23 protein-coding genes and 1 pseudogene are annotated in these 22,140 nt (G+C 39.3%); 18 read left to right on the top strand and 6 right to left on the bottom strand.

All coding sequences use genetic code 11. The features are described 5' to 3' along the window. Positions 1-338: 338 nt before the first annotated feature. From FN924_RS05750 to FN924_RS05770, 5 genes are all read left to right on the top strand, one after another. Positions 339-1,538: a quaternary amine ABC transporter ATP-binding protein gene (locus FN924_RS05750; protein WP_143892581.1), complete on the top strand. Its 1,200-nt coding sequence runs from the start codon at positions 339-341 to the stop codon at positions 1,536-1,538. Then, the gene (locus FN924_RS05755; RefSeq protein ID WP_143892583.1) at positions 1,531-2,379 is read left to right on the top strand and encodes an ABC transporter permease; all 849 of its coding nucleotides are present in this window, start codon (positions 1,531-1,533) and stop codon (positions 2,377-2,379) included. The genes FN924_RS05750 and FN924_RS05755 overlap by 8 nt, the downstream gene beginning before the upstream one ends. Before the next feature lie 69 nt (positions 2,380-2,448). Then, positions 2,449-3,387 carry a glycine betaine ABC transporter substrate-binding protein gene (locus FN924_RS05760; protein ID WP_143892585.1) on the top strand — a complete coding sequence of 313 codons (939 nt, stop codon included), beginning with the start codon at positions 2,449-2,451 and terminating at the stop codon, positions 3,385-3,387. Between the two features lie 159 nt (positions 3,388-3,546). Beyond that, positions 3,547-4,590: a glutathione S-transferase family protein gene (locus FN924_RS05765; RefSeq protein WP_143892587.1), complete on the top strand. Its 1,044-nt coding sequence runs from the start codon at positions 3,547-3,549 to the stop codon at positions 4,588-4,590. Then, positions 4,587-5,093: a GNAT family N-acetyltransferase gene (locus FN924_RS05770; protein WP_143892589.1), complete on the top strand. Its 507-nt coding sequence runs from the start codon at positions 4,587-4,589 to the stop codon at positions 5,091-5,093. Before FN924_RS05765 ends, FN924_RS05770 begins: the two co-directional genes overlap by 4 nt. A gap of 127 nt (positions 5,094-5,220) precedes the next feature. Here the strand turns inward: FN924_RS05770 and FN924_RS05775 are convergent, their stop codons facing one another. The 3 genes from FN924_RS05775 to FN924_RS05785 all read right to left on the bottom strand — a co-directional run bounded on the left by FN924_RS05775 (position 5,221) and on the right by FN924_RS05785 (position 6,695). After that, the gene (locus FN924_RS05775) at positions 5,221-5,580 is read right to left on the bottom strand and encodes a YtxH domain-containing protein (RefSeq protein ID WP_143892591.1); all 360 of its coding nucleotides are present in this window, start codon (positions 5,578-5,580) and stop codon (positions 5,221-5,223) included. Positions 5,581-5,632: 52 nt separating this feature from the next. Beyond that, entirely contained in the window at positions 5,633-6,160 is a 528-nt protein-coding gene (locus tag FN924_RS05780) for a tryptophan transporter (RefSeq protein WP_143892593.1), read from the bottom strand. A gap of 97 nt (positions 6,161-6,257) precedes the next feature. Next, positions 6,258-6,695, bottom strand: a complete 438-nt coding sequence (locus tag FN924_RS05785; RefSeq protein WP_143892595.1) for an HIT family protein — start codon at positions 6,693-6,695, stop codon at positions 6,258-6,260. 578 nt (positions 6,696-7,273) lie between these two features. Between FN924_RS05785 and FN924_RS05790 the strand changes: the two genes are divergently transcribed. From FN924_RS05790 to FN924_RS05800, 4 genes are read left to right on the top strand one after another with little or no spacing between them, the layout of a single operon-like run. Beyond that, complete coding sequence (locus tag FN924_RS05790; protein WP_143892597.1) at positions 7,274-8,020, top strand: ABC transporter ATP-binding protein; 747 nt, start codon at positions 7,274-7,276, stop codon at positions 8,018-8,020. Then, positions 8,013-8,402 carry an ABC transporter permease gene (locus FN924_RS19520; protein ID WP_267129008.1) on the top strand — a complete coding sequence of 130 codons (390 nt, stop codon included), beginning with the start codon at positions 8,013-8,015 and terminating at the stop codon, positions 8,400-8,402. The genes FN924_RS05790 and FN924_RS19520 overlap by 8 nt, the downstream gene beginning before the upstream one ends. Continuing rightward, positions 8,395-9,228: an ABC transporter permease gene (locus FN924_RS05795; RefSeq protein WP_267129009.1), complete on the top strand. Its 834-nt coding sequence runs from the start codon at positions 8,395-8,397 to the stop codon at positions 9,226-9,228. Before FN924_RS19520 ends, FN924_RS05795 begins: the two co-directional genes overlap by 8 nt. Positions 9,229-9,241: 13 nt before the next feature. After that, a complete protein-coding gene (locus FN924_RS05800; protein WP_143892599.1) occupies positions 9,242-9,949 on the top strand; it encodes an EcsC family protein in 708 nt (235 codons plus the stop codon). Here FN924_RS05800 and FN924_RS05805 read toward each other — a convergent pair. Then, positions 9,946-11,112, bottom strand: coding sequence for a M20 metallopeptidase family protein (locus FN924_RS05805; RefSeq protein WP_143892601.1), 1,167 nt, complete (start codon positions 11,110-11,112; stop codon positions 9,946-9,948). The genes FN924_RS05800 and FN924_RS05805 overlap by 4 nt on opposite strands. A 248-nt stretch (positions 11,113-11,360) precedes the next feature. Between FN924_RS05805 and FN924_RS05810 the strand changes: the two are divergent. Next, positions 11,361-13,049, top strand: a pseudogene (locus tag FN924_RS05810) (IS1182 family transposase); the annotation flags it as partial. A gap of 20 nt (positions 13,050-13,069) precedes the next feature. Here the strand turns inward: FN924_RS05810 and FN924_RS05815 are convergent. Continuing rightward, positions 13,070-13,528 (bottom strand): ferritin-like domain-containing protein, encoded by a 459-nt coding sequence (locus FN924_RS05815; protein WP_143897135.1) that lies wholly within the window; start codon positions 13,526-13,528, stop codon positions 13,070-13,072. Between the two features lie 93 nt (positions 13,529-13,621). Between FN924_RS05815 and FN924_RS05820 the strand changes: the two genes are divergently transcribed. From FN924_RS05820 to FN924_RS05850, 7 genes are all read left to right on the top strand, one after another. Continuing rightward, positions 13,622-14,278, top strand: coding sequence for a phosphatase PAP2 family protein (locus FN924_RS05820; RefSeq protein WP_158633948.1), 657 nt, complete (start codon positions 13,622-13,624; stop codon positions 14,276-14,278). Between the two features lie 109 nt (positions 14,279-14,387). After that, on the top strand, positions 14,388-15,662 hold the full coding sequence (locus FN924_RS05825; protein WP_228409589.1) for an MFS transporter: 1,275 nt from the start codon (positions 14,388-14,390) through the stop codon (positions 15,660-15,662). A gap of 98 nt (positions 15,663-15,760) precedes the next feature. Then, positions 15,761-16,537 (top strand): cell wall-active antibiotics response protein LiaF, encoded by a 777-nt coding sequence (gene liaF / locus FN924_RS05830; protein WP_143892606.1) that lies wholly within the window; start codon positions 15,761-15,763, stop codon positions 16,535-16,537. Between the two features lie 10 nt (positions 16,538-16,547). Next, positions 16,548-17,585 carry a sensor histidine kinase gene (locus tag FN924_RS05835; RefSeq protein ID WP_143892608.1) on the top strand — a complete coding sequence of 346 codons (1,038 nt, stop codon included), beginning with the start codon at positions 16,548-16,550 and terminating at the stop codon, positions 17,583-17,585. Between the two features lie 50 nt (positions 17,586-17,635). Then, positions 17,636-18,268, top strand: a complete 633-nt coding sequence (locus tag FN924_RS05840) for a response regulator (RefSeq protein WP_143892610.1) — start codon at positions 17,636-17,638, stop codon at positions 18,266-18,268. A gap of 72 nt (positions 18,269-18,340) precedes the next feature. Continuing rightward, positions 18,341-18,778, top strand: coding sequence for a disulfide oxidoreductase (locus FN924_RS05845; protein ID WP_143892612.1), 438 nt, complete (start codon positions 18,341-18,343; stop codon positions 18,776-18,778). Continuing rightward, complete coding sequence (locus FN924_RS05850; RefSeq protein ID WP_143892614.1) at positions 18,775-19,254, top strand: thioredoxin family protein; 480 nt, start codon at positions 18,775-18,777, stop codon at positions 19,252-19,254. Before FN924_RS05845 ends, FN924_RS05850 begins: the two co-directional genes overlap by 4 nt. A gap of 29 nt (positions 19,255-19,283) precedes the next feature. Here the strand turns inward: FN924_RS05850 and FN924_RS05855 are convergent, their stop codons facing one another. Next, positions 19,284-19,787 (bottom strand): antibiotic biosynthesis monooxygenase family protein, encoded by a 504-nt coding sequence (locus FN924_RS05855; RefSeq protein ID WP_143897137.1) that lies wholly within the window; start codon positions 19,785-19,787, stop codon positions 19,284-19,286. Between the two features lie 167 nt (positions 19,788-19,954). On the opposite strand from FN924_RS05855, the gene FN924_RS05860 reads away from it, so the two are divergent. After that, positions 19,955-22,117 carry a transglycosylase domain-containing protein gene (locus tag FN924_RS05860; RefSeq protein ID WP_228409590.1) on the top strand — a complete coding sequence of 721 codons (2,163 nt, stop codon included), beginning with the start codon at positions 19,955-19,957 and terminating at the stop codon, positions 22,115-22,117. Positions 22,118-22,140: the final 23 nt, after the last annotated feature.

The following is a 22,140-nucleotide window of genomic DNA, read 5'->3' on the forward strand; positions in this document are numbered from 1 at the left end:
TCATACGTTATTAATATTAAGGGTACACTAAAACGGATTTGTTGAAAAATAGGATTGAAGTGTGGAATAACGAGGAAAAGGGAGAAATAAGGAGAAAACACTGTATATAATTTGTACAGTTCAAACTGTACGTACTTTTTGTACGTAATTATCCGTTTTTATGGTTTGAATTTAATGTGTAAAAGGGGATATAGTAATAAAGGTAATTCGAAATTCCTATTTCCATGATTGGTGTTTTTAGATAAAGGTACTTACTTCCTAGGTATTCAAAGTCCGAAACAAAGCTCCGTTGGGCGTTTGAACAACTAGAAATATAAATTTATAGAGAGGTGAGCTATGTGCCTGTAATTAAAGTAGATGGATTATCGAAAATATTCGGTAAAAATCCCAAACAAGCAATTAAATTGCTTAACGAAGGAAAAACAAAAGACGAAATTCTCAAAAAGACAGGAAATACGGTTGGTGTAAATCGTGCTAGCTTTGAAGTGGAAGCAGGAGAAATATTCGTTATTATGGGACTTTCAGGTAGTGGGAAGTCCACCCTTGTGCGTTTAATTAACCGTTTAATTGAACCAACAGAGGGTAGTGTACTGATTGATGGAGAAGATTTAGCGAAAATGGATAAGCAAAGTCTTCGTCAAGTTAGACGAGACAAGTTAAGTATGGTATTCCAACGCTTCGCCTTGTTTCCACATCGTACTATCTTGGAAAATGCTGAATTCGGACTGGAAGTTCAAGGGATAGATAAAGAAAAAAGACAGCAAAAAGCGAAGGAATCATTAGAACTAGTTGGATTAGGAAACTATATACACCAATATCCAGGTCAGTTATCAGGTGGAATGCAGCAACGTGTTGGGTTAGCGAGAGCGTTAGCAAATGACCCTGAAGTGCTATTAATGGATGAAGCATTCTCAGCTCTAGATCCACTTATTCGAAAAGAGATGCAGGACGAGTTACTTGAATTACAAGAGTCCATGCAAAAAACAATCCTATTCATTACACACGATTTGGATGAAGCGTTACGTATTGGGGATCGAATTGCCTTAATGAAGGATGGTTCTATCGTACAGATTGGTACTCCTGAAGAAATTCTAGTAAACCCTGCTAATGATTATGTAGAAAAATTCGTAGAGGACGTAGACCGATCAAAAGTATTAACAGCAGAGCACATTATGAAGCGTCCAGAAACGATAAATATTGAAAAGCATGGTCCTAGAGTTGCGCTAGAAAGAATGAAAGAAGAAGGACTATCCAGTATTTATGTAACGGATGGAAAACGAAACCTGAAAGGGTACGTGACTGCAGATGACGCATCTGAAGCTCGTAAGAATGACGTCCGGGACATCAACCAAATTCTAAAAACCGATGTACCTACGGTGACAAGAGATACAACTATGCATGAAATTTTTGATGTAATACACAATTCACCAGTACCAATCGCAGTGGTAGAGGACAACAAGCTGCAAGGGATTATCGTAAGAGGTGCTGTAATTGCAGCGCTAGCAGGTGACAGTGAGGTGAATATAGAGAATGCTTAATTTTATGGAAAATGTACCCTCCATTCCGTTAGCGGAATGGGTGGAATGGTTAACAGATCAAATTACAGATATTTTTTCATTTATCTTTACACCAATTGAAGAAGATTTTGGTGATTTCATTGAAAATGTAGCAGACCTTCTTGCGGAGGTTCCGCCACTAGTTATTATAGTCATTTTTACGTTGTTAGCTTTCTTTGTAAGTGGGAAGAGGATAGGACTTTCCATTTTTACACTTGCAGGATTGTTATTAGTTTGGAACCAAGATTTATGGGAAGCTTTAATCTATACGCTTACCCTTGTTATTACGGCAAGTTTAATATCGGTCATCATCGGAGTACCGATTGGAATTTGGATGTCGAAAAGTGATGTTGCTAAAGCAATCATTACACCAATTCTGGACTTCATGCAGACGATGCCAGCATTCGTTTATTTGATTCCGGCCGTTGCATTCTTCGGAATTGGGATGGTACCTGGAATTTTTGCTTCCCTTATTTTTGCGACACCACCGACGGTTCGTTTTACAAACCTAGGAATTCGTCAGGTGTCGAAGGAATTGGTAGAAGCATCTGAAGCATTTGGTAGTACGAGTACTCAAAAGCTATTTAAAGTAGAACTTCCGATGGCGAAAGGTACCATCATGGCAGGTATTAACCAAACGGTTATGCTTTCTCTTTCTATGGTTGTTATCGCATCTATGATCGGTGCACCTGGTCTAGGAAGAGACGTGCTGTCTGCTTTACAAAGAGCGAATGTAGGTAATGGGTTTGTAGCTGGTCTAGGAATCGTTATTTTAGCGATTATCATTGACCGGATGACACAAAGTCTTAACAAAGAAAAATAAAAGGTTGGCAACTTTTCCGATGTGGAAAGTTCACCATATACAAAATATTAAAAAAGGGAGTTTTTAGTTATGTCATTACTTAGTCTGAAACGTCTTGGCTTAGCGGCTGGTCTTTCATTAACTTTGGTTGCTGCAGGTTGTGGAAGTGGAGATGAAGGTAATTCTGATGGAGGAAATGCCGAAGGTGGAAGTGACTCAGCTTCTACAAACTATGGAGAAGAATTGAACTATGAAATCACAGGTATTGAGCCTGGTGCTGGTGTAGTTGGAGCTGCTGAAAAAGCAGTTGAAAACTATGACAGTCTTGCTGGTTGGGAAGTTGTAACGTCTTCTAGTGGTGCTATGGCAACTGCATTAGGGGATGCTATTGAGAACGAAGAACCAATTATTGTAACAGGTTGGAGCCCACACTGGAAATTCCAAAAATATGACCTAAAATATTTAGAAGATCCAAAAGGTGTATTTGGTGAAGCGGAACAAATCAAATCAATGGTACGCAAAGGTCTAGAAGAAGACATGCCAAACGCATATAAGATTTTAGATCAGTTCCAATGGGAATCTAAAGATATTGAAAATGTAATGCTTGAAATTAACAACGGAGCAGACCCTGAAGAAGCTGCAAAAGCATGGGTAGAAGAAAATGCGGATAAAGTATCTGAGTGGACAAAAGGTACAGAAGAAGTAGATGGTAAAGAAATTGAACTAGTGTACGTAGAGTGGGATACAGAAGTTGCTTCTACAAATGTAGTAGCAGAAGTACTACGTAACCAAGGATTTGACGTAACCATCACTCCTCTAGATAACGCAGTTATGTGGCAATCTATTGCGGGTGGCGAAGCAGATGGTATGGTAGCAGCTTGGTTACCAGGAACTCACGGTGACCTTTATGAAGAACATAAGGATAACTTAGTAGACCTAGGTGCAAACCTTGAAGGTGCGAAAATCGGTCTAGTTGTACCGAAGTACATGGATGTAGATTCTATTGAGGACCTACAACCAGCTGAATAAAAAATGGTTAAGAGGAAGTTACTCTCGTTACGAGGGTAACTTCTTTTTTAATTTTTTTATGAGCGGAGATATCGAGTGGAATGTTTTGATTTAGGTGTGAATCACGATATACTAAATAGGACAAATATCTCGAATTCGAGGAAGATGGAGGAAAGTAGTATGTCTGAGTACAATAAAGATGCGAGCTGTGAAGTTCGATTTAATACTAGTAATGCTTCAAAAAACCCAAAAGAGATTAGTAAGGACGGGTCTTTTAAAAGACAGGTCAACCGATTTACAACGCCGTTCGGAAGCACGAAAGAAGAGCTTCCAGTTGAAGCGGGAAGATATCGACTAATATGGTGCCCAGCATGTCCATGGGCTCATCGTTCCGTCATCGTACGTCGAATTTTGGGGTTAGAAGAAGCAATTAGCTTAGGAACCGTCAGTCCTATGAGACCAAGAATTGACAGAGTAGATTGGGAATTTTCTTTGGATGAAAACAGAGTGGACCCTGTCTTAGGTATTCAATATTTGAGTGAAATATATGTAAAAACAGATCCGGATTATATGGGAAGACCAACTGTTCCAGTGATGATTGATTTGAAAAAAGGAGAAGCTGTACAAAATGATTATTTCCGCTTAACTAATTATTTCGAAGTGGAATGGGCACGGTTTCATAAGAGAAATGCTCCGAACCTTTATCCTTTAGAATTGCGAGAAGAAATTGACGCGTTAAGTGATGTCATTTTCCATGAGGTAAACAACGGGGTTTATAAGTGTGGCTTCGCGCAATCCCAAGAAGCGTACGAAGCAGCATATGATGTTCTCTTTAACCGACTCGATCTATTGGAAGAACGGTTAGCGACAAGACGATTCTTGTTTGGCGATTACATTACAGACTCGGATGTAAGACTCTATACAACATTGGCTCGTTTTGATGCGGCATATGTGACGGCCTTTAATACGAACCGTAATCTGTTACGAGAATTTCCGAACCTTTGGGGGTATGCAAGAGATTTATATCAAACGTCTGGATTCGGAGATACGACTAATTTTGATGCTATTAAGCGCCATTATCACTTGTCTATTACGATTAATCCAGATAAAGAAGACGTGAAAATCCTTCCGAAGGGACCGGATGAGTCCGAGTGGAACACCCCGCACAATCGACAATCGTTAAGCGGGAAGGAAGATAAATTTCTACGGGAGTCTGCAAGATGATTATAAGAGAGGCATACATCGATGAGTTAGCTTTTATAAGAAAACAGCGAGTGGCAGCCTATGCGGAACATGCAAACTCGGTGAATAAAGACCACTGGCTAGTATTAAAAAGGGCTGTTTCATCCGAAGCAGACATGACATCTGGCGCAAAGATACTTGTGGCAGTAATTAATGAAAAAATCGTAGGAAGTGTAGTTCTTTATCCACCACATTCCGATGCATATGAGGGAGAAGTGGAAGCATTAGATTATCCAGAAATCCGCATGTTAGCCGTTGCTACTGAAGCTAGAGGAAAAGGGATTGCATCCTCACTGATTAAAGAATGTATTGCCAGAGCTAAAGAAAATGGCCATGCTTACATTGGATTGCATACAGGCTCTTTTATGACAGGTGCAATGCGATTATATGAAAGCTTTGGATTTGAACGATTGCCTCAATATGATTTTGAACCAGCAAACGACGGTATCATTGTGAGAGCTTACCGTCTTAACCTGAATAGATAATGTGGATGGCATTCCTGGCATCTATGGGGATGCCGTTTTGAATTATCGTGGGGGGGCTGGGCACCCAATCTTACCCTCATAAAAAAAGCACGAGTCCGGATCACGCCGAACTCATGCTTTAAAACGACTATTCTTTTTTAGATTTCTCTTCTAGTTCTTTTAAGCTTGCTTCAATTTCGGATAAATGTTTTTGTATTTTTTTCTGGTGTGGTTCAACGGTTTTTCTCCAACTATCAATAGATGTTTTCATATCTTCAGAAAGGTCTTTAATTAATGATACACCTTCTCGTGAAGTTTGAGTAATTTGCTCTTTTAGCTGAGCCCCATCTTTTTTCAACTGATTTAATGCTTTTGCCCAATCTTGACTGCGTTCTTTTACTTGTGTTCGCAGTTCTCTTCCGGAAGAAGGGGCAGTTAGGAGGGTAGCAGCTGCACTTGCGACACCACCTACAACCATTCCTAATAGTATGGATTTTGCATTTGCCATTTGAAACACCTCTTTTTTCAACTATTCTACTTGTTCACATTACTTCTATGATTTAAACATGTATTCCTAACTTTCTTGTATCTACTATCCGATTTGCTACTGGAAATAGGACAACTAAGAAAATCGTATTAAAAACAGCAGTTGGAATTACTATTGTATGGAAGAGTGTGAAGAAATTCCCTTCAAATATTCCAACAATAAACAGGGATAGAAATAAAAAGATAGTACCACTTACCATCGTACTGCATGCAGCTAATATAGGTGCAGCAACTTGAGCGTCTATTTTCTTTGTTAGGACGAAATATACCCCGTAAAAGAATAGTGCTGTTAGGGGTTTATCAATTAGGTTGGCTATTTCTCCGCCAGGAACAGATGTCGTTATGGCTGAAACTAGTCCTGTGAGAATAGATAACAAAAAGACGTAAGGGAGACTTGGAAAAAGCATTATCCCTAAAAACATCATGGCCAGCATCATGTCCGGCCTCATTCCTAACAAGACAGGTGGGACGATTACATGAAGAATAACTGCAATCCCAACTATAATCAAAAGAAAACGTAAAACTCTTCCTTGAAGGTTCATGTTTTTTCCCCACATTAATCCATATTTGAAAAAGCTTTCATTCTATTTTCATTGTACCAAAAAGGGGGAAGGAGAAACATAAGATTTTAGCGGAATCCTAATTTTTAATCTTCGATTGGATGTCACTTGCAATTTGCTGTAAGTCATCTGAAGAATATTCTTTCGTATGGGTCTCCCAAACGGCACCGAAGCCATCGCCTTTTCCATATCTCGGAATTAAATGGATATGTAAATGAAATACGGATTGACCGGCAGCTTCTTCGTTATTGTTAAGTACATTTAATCCAGCTGGTGAATATGCTTCTTTGATGGCATTCGCTACTTTTGGCACACTGGAAAATAGCTTTTCAGCAACTGGTGCAGGTGTTTCATAGATGTTTTTATGATGTGCCTTTGGAATGACTAGTGTATGTCCTTTGGTTACTTGGCTAATATCAAGAAAAGCAAAAACATTTTCATCCTCATACACTTTTGCGGATGGAATTTCTCCTGCTAAGATTTTGCAAAAAATACAATCGTTCGTTTCTTGACTCATCAAACCACTCCTGTTCGTTCATATTATTTTGTTTCGTTGCATCTATTTTATATAGGATGGACAAGGATTGTAAAGGAATGGAGACGATGAAGGAAAAAGAAGCGGGTATATCCGCATAGCTTAAATCAACGGAGTGATTTTCGCTAAAGGATAACCCGCTCTTTGAAGGAGAAGGAGATGTTACTGGACCACTTTTTCTTTCGTAATGAAATAGAACCAGGGGAATGATTCCATTGAATTACTTAAGTGAGTAATCTTTCGTCAACACCTCATTTTTGAGTTAGTTAAACAAATGGATTACAAAAAAAGTAAGTCTTCTCCCACCAACACCTCATTTCGTGGTTGACCACAAGATACGTTGTGAAGAGCTACCATAAATCTTCCTTGCTCCTTCAAAAATTATTGTGTGCGGGAATTGCATTTTTCATACAGACTATCTTTGGCAAAAGAACTGGAAAATGGTACTATTTTATACGTTAGGACAGAAAGCGTTAGTTAGAAATGCGACTTAGTTTCTGATGTAACAGACTTGGCTCGAAACCGTTTTATAATAAACTTAGGAAAGGGAGGACACTGGTTTGAATCCTTTACTACATATAGATCAACTAGTCGGGGGATACACGAATAAAAATGTATTACATGGGATTTCCTTTGATGTGTATCCAAATGAAATTGTTGGCTTAATTGGACTGAATGGGGCCGGGAAGAGTACGACCATTAAACATATCATTGGCATCATGCAAGCAAAAAAAGGGAAAATTGAAATAGATGGGAAAACGTTTCAAGCTTCACCAGAAACATATCGTGGAAAGTTTTCCTATATTCCAGAAATGCCGCTTCTTTACGAAGAATTAACGCTTTACGAACACTTGAGATTAACAGCCATGGCGTATGGATTAGACGAAGCAACGTTTGAACAACGCCTTCAGCCATTACTAAAAGAATTTCGATTAGAAAAGAAGCTGAAGTGGTTTCCGGTCCATTTCTCAAAGGGGATGCGACAAAAGGTAATGATTATGTGTGCCTTTCTCGTGGAGCCAGAACTATACATCGTGGACGAGCCGTTTGTTGGCTTAGATCCGCTTGGCATCCAATCCTACCTTCAACTAATGAACGATATGAAGGATAAAGGTGCGGGTGTGCTTATGTCCACTCATATATTAGCAACTGCAGAGCGATATTGTGATCGATTTGTAATTTTACATGATGGAAAAGTAAAAGCACAGGGAACATTGGAGGCATTACGAGAGCAATTCCGTATGCCGAATGCTACCTTGGATGACTTGTATGTTCAATTAACGAAGGAAGAAGATGCACATGTTTGATGCTCAACAGCTTTTTAGAAAACGTTTTTCTGAGCATTTTAAAGAGCTCAGCCGATATTTAAAATATATATTTAATGGTCATCTTGTTATCGTGATGCTATTCATTCTTTCAGCATTAGTCTATTACTATCAGCAATGGCTACTTGATATCCCTGAAGGGTTTCCATCGATCTGGGTAATGGCTATTTTGATGGGATTTGTTGCAAGCTACAGTCCAATTCAAACTTTGTTAAAAGAACCAGATCTCGTATTTCTACTTCCAGCAGAGCATAAAATGAGGCCATATTTTCGTAATGCCTTACTATATAGCCTTGTCATTCAGCTTTATTTAGTGTTTCTCATCTTCGCTGGTTTAGGCCCCGTTATATTTTGCAGTGTTTGAGGACTTTACATCGCAGAATTACATCCTTTTATTAGTATTGGTGTTCGTTTTCAAAATATGGGCTCTTTTTTCAACATGGTGGATGTTGAAGGTTCGAAACCCGCAGTCTCGTTTCTTTGATCAGCTAGCTAGAACCTTGTTATCTATCGTGACGGTGTTTTTTTATTTACAAGGTGAGATTGTTTTCGCTGGTATTACAACAGTACTTTTATTATTTCTAATGCTATATGCGTATTCCTTATCTAAGCGCCAATCAGGGTTGTGTTGGGACTTACTTGTAGAGAAAGACCGATTAAAAATGCACACCTTTTATCGGATTGCGAACTTATTTACGGACGTACCACATCTGCAAAATAGAACAAAGAAGCGTCACTGGCTAGTCCGTTTATTAATCAGTTTCGTCCCTTTTCAACGATTGAAATCGTATGATTATTTGTATCGCATTACGACGATTCGAAGCGGTGACTATTTAGGGATGTATATTCGTTTATTAGCCATTGGGAGCTTATGTATCATTTACATCCCATCGATTTGGATAAAAATCATTTTTGGATTTCTGTTTATTTATCTTTCAGGATTCCAGCTTACAACTTTATGGCAGCACCATCGTACAGTAGCATGGATAGATCTATATCCAATTCCAAAATCGGTTCGACAGCAGTCTTTTGTAAAATGGTTGCTCCAGCTTATGGTTGTAAATACGTTTGTGTTTAGTCTTATTTTCTTAGTCCTTGGACAATGGTTAGGGCTTGCTATCCTATTGGTTGGCGGTAGTATTTTTAGTTATTTCTTTGTGAATGGCTATGTTCGTAAACAACTGGCGTGAAGGAGCGGAGGGAATGGATGAAAAGGAATATGAGCGTCAAGCACTTAAAGAAGCACAACGGTTTCAGCATTCTTTGCTTAAGAAGTCATCACTTTTCCAGCGTTCTTCTAAACACTTACAAACTAAAGTAAACGCAATGATTCCCAATCGTGTCCATCAAGTTGTGACGGAAAGTATTAAACGGATGATTGAGCTATCGCTCACTTCCTCCGATTATATTTATTCGATTCAAGTAGAGAAAGATTGGAATTTAGAGAGGCGAGAACAAGAGGTTCAAGAGAGAAAGAATGTGTATAAGAAAACAGCTATGATAGAAGGGGCTGGAACCGGAGCGGGAGGATTTGTTTTAGGGCTGGCTGATTTCCCACTGCTCTTAGCGATTAAGATGAAGTTTCTATTTGATGTTGGACAGCTCTATGGTTATGACGTAAGAAGTAGAGAGGAACGATTATTTTTGCTTCACGTCTTTTTGCTCGCTTTTTCAAGTGAGGAAAAACGAAAAGAAGTTATTCAACAGATTGTACGATGGGATACAGAAGAACATGCTGACATGGACTGGAAGACCCTTCAACTCGAATATCGAGACACCATTGATTTAGTCAAGATGCTGCAGCTCATCCCTGGTTTTGGGGCGATTGTTGGAGCAGTAGCAAATGGGCGATTTTTAGAACACTTAGCAGAGACGGCACAAAATTGTTACCGTCTCCGATTGCTTACTTAATGATCATAGCTCTTTAAAATTTCTATAAAGGTTTTGGCAGCAAGGACCATGGACCGCTCATCGATATCAAACTTAGGATGATGGTGCGGATAAATGTGTCCTTCTTTTTGTGCTCCGGTGAAGAAGAATGCTCCAGGCTTTTCAAGTAAGTAATAGGAAAAGTCTTCTCCTGTCATGCTTGGAACAACCATCTCAGCTTTTTCTACACCCTTCACTTGCTCTGCAGCTTGTAAAACAATGTTAGCTTGTTCTGGGTGATTGATGACAGGTGGATATCCTTTTTCGTAGTCAAACGTGTAGGTTGCATTGTAACTGGTAGTTGTACCTTTCATAACCTTTTCCATCTCTTGAATAATAAAATCTTGTAGCTCCGGATCAAAGGTTCGAACGGTACCGGTGATGTGTGCTTTATCTGCAATTATATTAAAGGTTGTACCGGCTTGAAATGTTCCTATCGTTAATACGGCAGTAGCCAGTGGATCAATTCGCCGACTCACAATTTGTTGGAGATTTGTCACTAACTGTGAGCCAATGACGATGGCATCGTTCGTTTGATGCGGGATGGCACCGTGTCCCCCTTTTCCTTGAATTGTGATTTCAAAACGATCGGCACCAGCCATAAACTCTTTAGGTGCGGTCTGAATAACTCCGTAGGGGGCATTTGTCCAAAGATGGTTGCCATATACATAATCCACATCCTCTAATACACCAGATTCTACAATTGGTTTTGCTCCTCCTGGTGCTAATTCTTCCGCGTGTTGGTGAATGAAAATGATTTCCCCAAAAAGCTCTTCTTGTACTTCTTTTAATACTTTTGCCAACGTTAGTAGAGTTGCCGTGTGCCCATCATGCCCACATGCGTGCATCACTCCGTCGATCTTCGATTTATAAGGTACATCCTTTTCATCTTGAATCGGAAGTCCATCAAAGTCTGCGCGAAATGCAATCGTTGGTCCGGGCTTTGATCCCTTCAATCGGGCAATCACGCCATTTCCACCAACATTAGCTTGATAAGGAATATTGAGTTTTTTGTATGTATCAGCAATAAAGGCCGCCGTTTTATTTTCATGGAATGATAACTCTGGATACTGGTGTAAATACCTTCTCATCTCTACCATTTCATCATAAAGGTCATCTATTCGTTGATGTAACTGATTCCACATATGAATCCCTCCCTTGGAGGTATTATAGCATAGAAAGGGGCTGTCCCATAAGTCTGTATAGACTAATTGGGACAGCCCTTTTCTTTTATTACTGTTGGTGCCGGAAAAGTGGCATTGGGAAACGATTCCCTTCCCAAATTGGCAATCAACAATGCAAAAATCTTCTCTTTTACATACAAAAAAATCGCCTCATTCGTTATAATGTAAGCGACCAAACCAACAAAAAACGAAAAGTGAGGCGATTTTTTATGAGTAACTCTTCGGCTACTTTCATTGATTATAACATGGGTCAGTTGGTTCTACCAATGGACTTCAGTGATTTAATTCCAGAGGACCATGTGGTCCGCGTCATTCATGCCATGGTGGAACAGGTGAATGATGATATCTTCTTTTCCCAATACCAAGGGGGTGGCCGGAGCTCCTATCATCCCAAAATGATGACAAAAGTTATCTTATACGCCTACACGCAAAAAATCTACTCCTGCCGTGAAATCGCCAAAGCCCTTCGGGAACATCTCCCGATGATGTGGCTGGCCGGCCAACAGACACCAGATTTCCGAACCATCAACCGGTTCCGCTCAGAACGTATGAAGGCAATTATTGAACCTTTATTCACGGAGTTGATTAAGCTTCTAATCGATCAAGAGTACATATCCATGGACAACTACTTCCTTGATGGAACCAAAATCGAGGCGAATGCCAATAAATACACGTTTGTGTGGAAAAAATCTGTCCAACGTTACGAAGAAAAACTACAGGAAAAATTGGATCAAACATTCGCGGATATTGAAGATGCCATTGAGATGGATGAAAAAATACTTCCGGATGAAGGGTCTCCTGCCAAGCGAGTAACTTCGGAGCAACTCGAAAAAGTTGTCGAGCAGGTAGAAACCCAGGTAGAACAGGCGGAAAAAGCCGTCGAAGAAGAAAATGATAAGGAAAAGAAGAAAGAAAAAAAGGAAGTATTCCGTGCTAAACGACGTATCTATAAAACGTTGAGCCAGGACTACCTACCTCGTTTAAAAAAGTATGAAACCCAGCTGGCCACCTTCGGTGACCGGAACAGTTATTCCAAGACAGACACGGATGCCACCTTTATGCGAATGAAAGAAGATCATATGAAGAATGGACAACTGAAACCTGGTTATAATGTGCAGGCAGGAACAGAAAATCAATTCATCCTCGGCTACTCGATCCATCAGCGTCCAACGGACACCCGTTGTTTTGAACCACACATTCAAAAACTACAGGCCAGAGAGCTTCCGTTCCCTAATACAATTGTCGCTGATGGAGGGTATGGTGGAGAAGTCAATTATAAATACGCAAAGAAGGAAGGGTTTGAAACACTCATTCCCTACAACACGATGCGAAAAGAGCAGTCCCGTTCGTTCAAGAAAGACCCAAGTCAGGTTATGAACTGGGAGTACAAGGAGGATGGGGATTATTACATTTGTCCGAATGGACGAAAAGTTCTTTTTCAATTCCACTCGCACCGTACCGATCGGTACGGCTATACGCGAACATTCAAGGTCTATGAATGCGAAGAGTGTAGTGGATGCCCATTAAAAGAAAAGTGCACGAAAGCAAAAGGAAACCGGCGCGTTTACTATAACCCGGCATTTGAACAACTGAAGAAGGAAGCAAGGGAAAACCTTTGGTGTGACAAAGGAGCACGTATCTACGCCAGACGAAAAGTGGAGGTGGAAAGTGTGTTCGGTCATATCAAGGGCAATCGGTCGTTCCGGCGATTTTCTCTTCGTGGGATCGATAAAGTAAGGATAGAGTTTGGACTGGTCGCGATGGCCCACAACTTCCTGAAACAGGCAGAGTGGAACCGCCTGTTTCATAGCGGAAATAAGCTCACACCGAAAAAGCCACGGAGAAAAATGAATATCTCCGTGGCTTTTTCATTTCAAAGAGGCCTTTTGAGACAGCCCCTTTCTATTTCCTTGATGTATCAGAATCGAGAATCCATTAATAGGCGGTCAATTTCTTCTTTGTGTCCTGTTTCATCTGCAATCATATCGTCCAATTTAACGGCAAGCTCCGTAAAGCCTAACTCTTCTGCTTGTTCTTTTCGTTTTTCATACCGTTCAATCGTATCTTGCTCTGCTTTGCGAGCTTCCTCTAGCATTTCTTTCACATTCGTAAGCTGCTTAACTTTTACCGGAGTTGTAGTAGGAGTTCCTCCGAGTGTTGTAATCTTATCGGAAAGGTATAAAGCGTGTCCAATTTCGTCATTGATTTCATCTTCAAAGAAAGGCTTGAGGATGGAACGATATAGTCCGGATACGACGGATGCATTGTACGTGTACATAATCGCTGCAGCATATTCGTTTGCAAGGTCTTCATTCAACCCATCAATTAATGCCTCTAATTTGCTATTGTTTTTAATGTTGTGTACATTGTTAGCCATAAATCATCATCCTTTCTTTTTGTTCTATTTTATAAATACCCGAAACTTGTCATGCATAAACTTTATAAGGTAAAAAGAGGAAAGGGGATACAAATGAAAAAGGAAACAATCTGGATTGTACTTGCGAGTACGATCGCTTTGCTCATCAGTTCTATCTTGACCTTTCGTATTGTGAACGGAGGAATTCCTCTGATGGACAGACTATCAGCTCCACTTGTAAAGAATTTGGAGGGAAATATTTTCTTTCTAGTATTTCGATGGATTACTGAGTTGGGGTCTGGTACCTTTTTAACTCCGTTCAGTATTATTATGGCAATACTAATTGCAATGTATTATAAACAATTTTTAGCTGGCTTTTTTATCTTTACGGGAACGCTCCTTGGTTACCGGATGAATCATTGGATAAAGGTACTCGTTCAAAGAGAACGCCCACGAATATTGGAGGCTGCAGAGGGACAAGGATACAGTTTTCCATCCGGACATGCAATGGTGTCGTTGATAGGATATGGATTGATTATTTATTTCTTGTATCGATATTTAAAGAACACGACGACAAAACAATGGATTTTTTGGTCAGGTATTATTCTTATTTTCTTGATTGGAATGAGTAGGTTTGTAATACGAGTTCATTATCTCTCTGATGTACTTGCAGGGTTTGCATTTGGTTTCCTGTTTTTAATTTCTTGGATCGGTCTATACCTTCTTATTTCTTATTTACAAGATCGATTATTCCGTATATCTAAAACATAAAACACTTCCGTCTCTAGGCTGAGATAAAACCAATCTACCGGTCGTTAAGGCTGGTAGATTTATTCTTTACAATAAAGTTAAAGAATAATAGCTGGAAGGGGAAAACATAGTGAGTACAGTCGAATCGATGCCTGACAATAATCAAAAGGATGGTACATCTATAAAACGGAACCGAAATTTTGTATTTTTATTAATGGGGGCTTTTTTCTCAGCTCCTGGCTACTATGTTTATTTAATTGGTGCAGAGTGGTTAATGCTGAGTATTACGGATGACCGATTTTTCTTTGGTATGCTATTTTTTGCAGCATCTGTTCCCCGGTTGCTACTGTTAACATCTGGTGGGGTAATCGCGGATCGATTTAATAAGCGAACCGTTTTGTTTCTGTCAGACATGACGAGGGCTCTGTTATTATTTATACTGATTTTATTAGTATGGACCGATACAATTGCGGTTTGGCACTTGATTGTAATGGCTGTTTTGTTCGGGATATCCGATGCATTTAGCCATCCTGCAATGAATTCTTTGACGCCGACCTTATTGGAGGAGAATCAATTACAAAGAGGAAACTCCTTAATGCAGATGGCACAACAGATTAGTCCAATATTAGGACCTGCGTTAGGCGGAAGTATGATTGTTTTTTTAGGCTTTACAGGTGTATTCATCGTTTCCTTTGTTATGTTAGTTATAGCATCTTTGACTGTATTACAAATTACAATCACAGAAAATGAAGCAAAATCTTCGAAGAAGCCGTTAGAAGAATTAAAAGATGGCTTTGTATATATGATGAAAAACAAATTACTTTTAAATATTATGGTTATGGCTTTATTTATAAACTTCTTTTTCTCGGGTCCATTGTCGATTGGAATACCGATCATTGTAAAGGATATTTTTGAATCGAATGCACTCGGATTGACAATTATGGAGTGTGCATTAGGAATTGGAGCCTTGTCTGGAGCCATTCTTTTAGCTACTCGTAAAAATTTAAAACGACCTGGACTCGTATTAATTCAATGTACGTTCGGACTAGGTTTACTCTATGTGTTAACTGGAGCTTCCTTTCATCTGATTGCAAGTGCTTGTTTTGTTGCTACTATGGGTTTTATGACCCAGCTTGTAAATATTCCACTTGTAACGATGCTTCAACAGTCGACAGAAAAGAAGATGCTTGGGCGTGTGATGAGTGTTCTAATGACTGTGTCTACGGGACTAATCCCAGTATCCTATGCCGTTACCTCATCCCTTATTGCTATGGGGGTAAATATTCAGTACATTATTGCAACAGGTGGTATTATGGTTATGCTGATTGCATTAGCCAATAGTCGAAATAAACGTATTTTAGGCTATCAATTTAGTAAACAAGAAGCTAGTGCTGAAGTATCGTAAAATTTTCCATTGGATATAACAAGTATCTTTATAGATTTAGAGGGTTTTCACATTTTATGACGAATCTATGTAATCAGACAAGTAAAGGGTGAAGAAACATGAAACGCAACCACTTTTTTCGAAATATCGTTGCAATCGTTGTTATATTAGCGGGGGTTGCTTTAATATTAGAAAATTTAGCTGTTATAGAATGGGAAATGGATGAAGCATGGGCCTATATCTATCCAACCTTTTTTGTTTTATTAGGATGTAAATGGTTGGTGGATGCCATTCGAGGACAAGGTGGAGTTTGGCCGGGACTTTTTTTAGTTATCTTCGGAGGCTTGCTACTACTAGACCGTTTTCACATCTTGACGTTCGCGTTTTGGGATGTGTATAAGCTATGGCCAATGCTTATTGTCTTTTTAGGGTTTAGTATTTTTGGTACTTCTCGTAAACGGAAGCGGAAACGAAACTTCCAATTTATCTTTGATACGGATAGTCATAAAGATAAAGAAGAAGCGTTAAAGAACAAGAAAAAGTTTGTGATTGGAGATCATAAGTTCAATAGTCCAAACTGGAAAGTCGAGCCTATGGACTTATGGAATGCGGTGGGAGATTATCAAATTGATTTTACCAAAGCATTTATTCCAGATAAAGAAATTCCTATCAGCATCCAAGGATGGGTCGGAGATATTCGTATTATGATGCCGGAAAATTTAGAATTTCGCTTGAAAGCGGAGGTTAAAGCAGGAGATATAAAGCTTTTCGGGGACTCCATCGATGGCGTGAACCGCGAGTTAAATTTTGAAACAGAAAACTATGAAACCGCAACACGAAAGTTGGATATCTATCTTAATCTTAAAGCCGGATCCATCAAAGTGAATAAGGTTTAGGGGTGCCTTTATGTTAAAACGTTTAAACACGATCCGATACACCTATATTCGCTCCCATTTATACGGATTGTTCTTAAATACTGTGACATTGCTTGCCATTTTATTGTCCGTTTACGTGGTGTTTGAGCCAGTTTGGTTGTCGGCTATAAGTATTTTTGTTTTCGTAATATCTTATGTTTTAATTGGATTCATATTTTCGTTTTATGTTGGTTTTAAATCAAGTGGAGACATGAAAGACCGAATGGATTATCTATCTGTTTTGATTACACAGCTTTCTCGAGGAAACTATTCTTCAAGAGTCTATTTTAATGAGGATGATGAAATTGCTAGGATAGGTAATGAATTAAACGAACTTGGAGAAAAACTAAAAAGCCAAGTGAAGTCGTTGCAACGGATGGCAGATGAAAAGTCTGAGTATGCGAAGTCAGCTCACAAAGCTGCAGCGATTGAAGAGAGGCAAAGGCTCGCACGTGATTTGCATGATGCAATTAGTCAACAGCTATTTGCGTTAACCATGATGACACAAGCCACCTTAAGAATCCTAGAAAAAGACCCTGTATTAGCGAAGTCGCAACTAGAAGATATTTCGTCCACTGCATTAAAAGCGCAAACGGAAATGCGAGCGCTATTGCTTCATTTGCGTCCTGTAGATTTATCAGGAGAGCCATTAATTTCTGGTATTCATAAATTAGTTGAGGAGTTGAAGCAAAAGTGTCCAATCGAATTTCACCTTCAGCTAGAAGAAATTGATGGTATTTCCCAATCCACAGAAGAACATCTCTTCCGAATTGTACAAGAATCGTTATCCAATACGTTACGCCATGCAAATGCATCAGAGGTCTCGATTGAGATTACAAGAAGTAAAAAAGAGCTGTTTGTTCACGTTGGGGATAATGGACAAGGCTTTGACTTAGAAACAGATGAACGGAAGAAAACATCTTATGGATTGAAAACGATGAAAGAACGCTGTGAAGAGTTAGGCGGTACGTTCGCTATTCGAACGAACAAAGGTGAAGGAACACATATAGACATTCGTATCCCACTTTGATTGCAAGTTCAGTGCATTTTAGACAGAAAACATATAGAGGTGAAAGGGAAATGATTCGAGTTGTCGTCGTTGATGATCATGAAGTAGTTCGTAAAGGGGTCATTGCTTACCTGCGAACAGAAGAAGATTTGGAAATTGTAGGAGAGGCATTCAGTGGAGATGAAGGTGCGAAGGTAGTTTTAGAACAGAAGCCAGATGTCGTGTTGATGGATCTCATTATGGAAAATGGAACAGGAATTGAAGCTACGAAGCAAATTATGACTAGCTACCCAACCTGCAAAATTATTATTCTAACTAGCTATTATGATGATGAGCAAGTATTTCCTGCGCTGGAAGCTGGTGCCTTTAGTTACATATTAAAAACGTCGACCGCAGAAGAAATCGTTACTGCTATTAAAAAAGCATATAAAGGTGAAAATGTCATCGAGCCGAAGGTAGCAAGCAAAATGATGACTAGCTTCCGTGATACAAGTGCTAAGCCTCATGAGCAACTGACAGAGAGGGAGTTAGAAGTGCTTATGTGTATCGGGGATGGCTTAACGAATCAGGAAATTGGTGAAAAGCTTTTTATTGGGATTAAAACAGTTAAAACGCATGTTAGTAACATATTGAGTAAGTTAGATGTTCACGATCGAACCCAAGCCGCAGTTTATGCGCACAAAAATGGATTATTTCGAAAATGAGATAATATTCCCTTTTGCTTTTCGGACAAGACTAGTATAATACGTATGATATAAGTGGTAGGAGTGGAAATGATGGCAAACGGGCAAGAGAAAAAAGATACCATTCTTTTTATAATATGGGCACAATCTGTAGTTGCCATGTTAGGCAGTCTCTTCTTTTCAGAAGTCATGCATTTTATTCCATGTGAATTGTGCTGGTATCAACGAATCCTAATGTATCCGTTAGTGATTATGTACGGTTATGCAGTCGTAAAAAAGGACATGAGATTTGCTTTTCCAGGAGTATTAATGAGTGGTATTGGGATGTTTGTGTCTACGTATCATTACATTTTGCAAAAGGTTCCCGCTTTAAGAGAAGCTGGTGAATCCTGTGGGATTATTCCCTGTACGACAGAATACATAAATGTATTTGGATTTATTACGATTCCTTTCTTAGCTTTAGTAGCATTTATTATCATTTTTTTCTTACACGTAACGTTACTGGTTCAACAAAGGAGACGTGACCAATGAAGAATAAAATGTTCCTCTTTTTAGGTGTTATCATATTGTTATTTGCTGCACTTGCATTTGTCGTTCAATATCAGAAAAAACAAGCAGCTGAAGGAAATCCGTACGGAAAAGAAACATTGGACTCAGCAACCATTGAACAACTGGATGACCCAAACTATCAAAATCAAATTCTTCCAGATGAGCTTCAAGAAAAGCTAGAAAATAAGGAAGATGTGACCGTATATTTCTATAGTCCCAGATGTGAACATTGCTTGCGTACGACGCCTGTTTTAGTTCCGATGATGGAAGACTATGGGATAGATATGAAGAAATTAAATATATGGGAGTTTGAAGAGCCATGGGATACGTACAATATTAATGGAACTCCAACCTTGATCCACTTTGAAAATGGTGAAGAAGTTGCACGTATCGATGGGGAACAGCCTGTGGAAACATGGGATACATTTATCCATGAGAATATTTTAGATGAAGAGTAGAAATAAAGCTTGAGGCATAGCCTCAAGCTTTATTTCTTATCGTCTATCATATAGTACGTACCGATATAAGGAGCTCCAGAGAAAAATGCTGGAGTTTGCTGTGCACCAGCTGTTTTTTGGTGCGATTTTTTAAAGGAATCTGAATTTTTCCATCTTTCGTAATCTGATTCGGATGTCCATTGAACCATGACAATATACGTATTTCCACTATGCGGTCGTAACAAGCGAAACGCTAGAAATCCAGGTTCTGCTTCGATATACGAAGCGCGATTTCGAAATTGATCCTCGAATAAAGGCTTACCTTCATCCGTTACCGGGATGTTATTCATAACGACAAACCCGTGATCTTGAAGAGAACCTGTAGAAAGAACGACATCGTATTTGCGTGGTACTTCAAACATTTTCTTTTCTGTTCCCTCATAATAAGCCACTGTATTGCCATTTCCTTGCATGAGTAGAATATGTTTGTCTGTTTGCTTTTGCTTATATTTTTCTAGAAAATCAACCGTACCATTCGTCATAAATGCATACATACTTTTCACCTGTTTCCTCAAAAGTCTAATATTTTCTTTAGTTTACCAATCAAAGAATTATCTAATCAAGTAAGACAAATAGGGAAGGATTCGTGGATTACGATTCATCCACCTATTCTTTCCGTGTATAATAAGTACCATGCATCACTTGGAAAAGAGGGAAAGACGTGAAATGGAAAGAATATATGGCTAAGTTCTCTTTGAAATGGGCATGGCCATTATATATAGTAGGAAGCATAGTTGTTCTAGGAATTATTGGCTATTTATTTATATTGTTTGGCGGTAGGTTTGTAGTGGATGAAAAGGATTTAATATTGAAAGAAGCGACAACCATTGAAACAAGAGAAGGGATTGTCATTAAAAGAATTTATGATGAGAATCGAACAAACGTTTCATTTGAGGATATTCCTGAATATGTGGCGAATGCATTCGTAGCGATTGAGGATAATCGATTTTACGAGCATGCCGGTGTCGATTTTAAGTCAGTAATGCGTGCACTATCACGAGATATTTTGTCAATGAGTAAAAAAGAAGGAGCAAGTACGATTACCCAGCAGCTTGCAAAAAACCTGTTTTTAAGCAATGACAAAACGTGGATGCGAAAAACAAAGGAAGTAATGGCTGCTATTTACTTAGACCGGAATTTTACAAAAGAAAAACTATTAGAGTATTACATGAATGAAATCTACTTTGGACATGGGAAGTACGGAATTCAGGAAGCCTCGCGGTATTATTTTAGTAAGGATGTAAAGGACTTAACGGTTAGTGAAGGGGCGCTCCTTGCGGGATTAGCAAAAGCACCTAATTCTTATTCTCCCATAGACCATCCAGAAAAAGCCTTGGAGCGCCGGAATATTGTTCTTCAAGAAATGAATGAACTAGATATGCTTGAAACAGAGCAAATGGTTCAGCTTCAAGGTAAAACATTGGAGCTCAACCTCCAAAAAGAGAAAGAACAACCATGGTTGGATTCGTATATTGACTTAGTACTACAGGAAATAACGAATACGTTTGATATTTCGTTTAATGAGCTAAAACGAGGTGGCTATCGGATTGTTGTAAACCTAGATCCGAACGCTCAAAGGATAGCCTATGAGCAATTACAAAATGAAGCCTCGTTCTCTGGTTCAGAATCCGGTATTGAAGCAGCATTTGTAGCAGTCGATCAAAAGTCAGGCGGAATTCTATCTGCGATTGGTGGACGAAATTATAAGCTCGGTGATTTGAGTCGTGTAACGGTTCGACGCCAACCAGGATCTGTTATGAAGCCCTTAGCAGTATATGGGCCAGCGATGATGAAAGAAGACTATCAACCATACACGCTTCTTCCAGATGAAAAAAGAAGCTACGGGGACTATACTGCTCACAATTATGATGAACAGTATGAAGGGTCAGTTTCCATGGTTGAAGCCATTCAAGAGTCCAAAAATGCCCCAGCAGTTTGGTTGCTAGATGAAATTGGTATAACCTATGCGAAGGATTACTTAGAAAAGATGAACCTATCTATTCCGGATAAGGGCTTATCGATTGCCCTCGGTGGACTAAAAGAAGGACTGACACCGTTGCAATTGGCAGAAAGTTATCGTGCCTTTGCTCATCAAGGAGAAGTTATACACGCTTATACAGTGGATACGATTTACGATAGAAATGATGAAGTGGTAGCGGAAGCCCGATACGAAACAACGAATGTATTTAGTGAGCAGGTTGCTTGGAACATGACGAGAATGCTAGAAGGTGTTGTTCAGCGCGGTACTGCAACTAGTGGAGATTACGAGAAAGCCTTGGCAGGGAAAACCGGAACTACTCAACATCCTAAAGCGAAGGACATGGTGAAAGATGCTTGGTTTGTCGGTTACACACCTGACATCGTTACAGCAATGTGGGTTGGGTATGATCAATCAGATGACAAGCATTATTTAACCAAAGGTAGTGAAGTACCAACGACTATTACGAAAAACATACTGCGTGAGGTTGATCAATACAGGGAGCAAGCTTCTACGTTTACAAAGCCTGATTCTGTGGAAGAATTACAGGAGCCTATTACGTTACCTGTTGTGGAAGACTTAAAAGCAGACTATAAATTCGGTGGTTTCTCCATTTTACAAGCATCGCTTACATGGACACCAAGTACGGATAATCGTGTTGTTTATCACATATATAAGGTAACAGAGGACGGAGACGAGAAGATTGGAGAAGTTAAAGGAGAAGGGGAGTATCGGGTGAAGGGGATTAATTTCTTTGGAGAAAACACCTATTATATTCAACCGTACAACCCGCTCACGAATGAAACAGGAAAAGCATCCAATCAGGTTACGTTGTCTTTCAGGTAAAGGGAAGAAATCCCAACATTATT

The sequence above is a fragment of the Radiobacillus deserti genome, assembly GCF_007301515.1.
Lineage (GTDB): Bacteria > Bacillota > Bacilli > Bacillales > Amphibacillaceae > Radiobacillus > Radiobacillus deserti.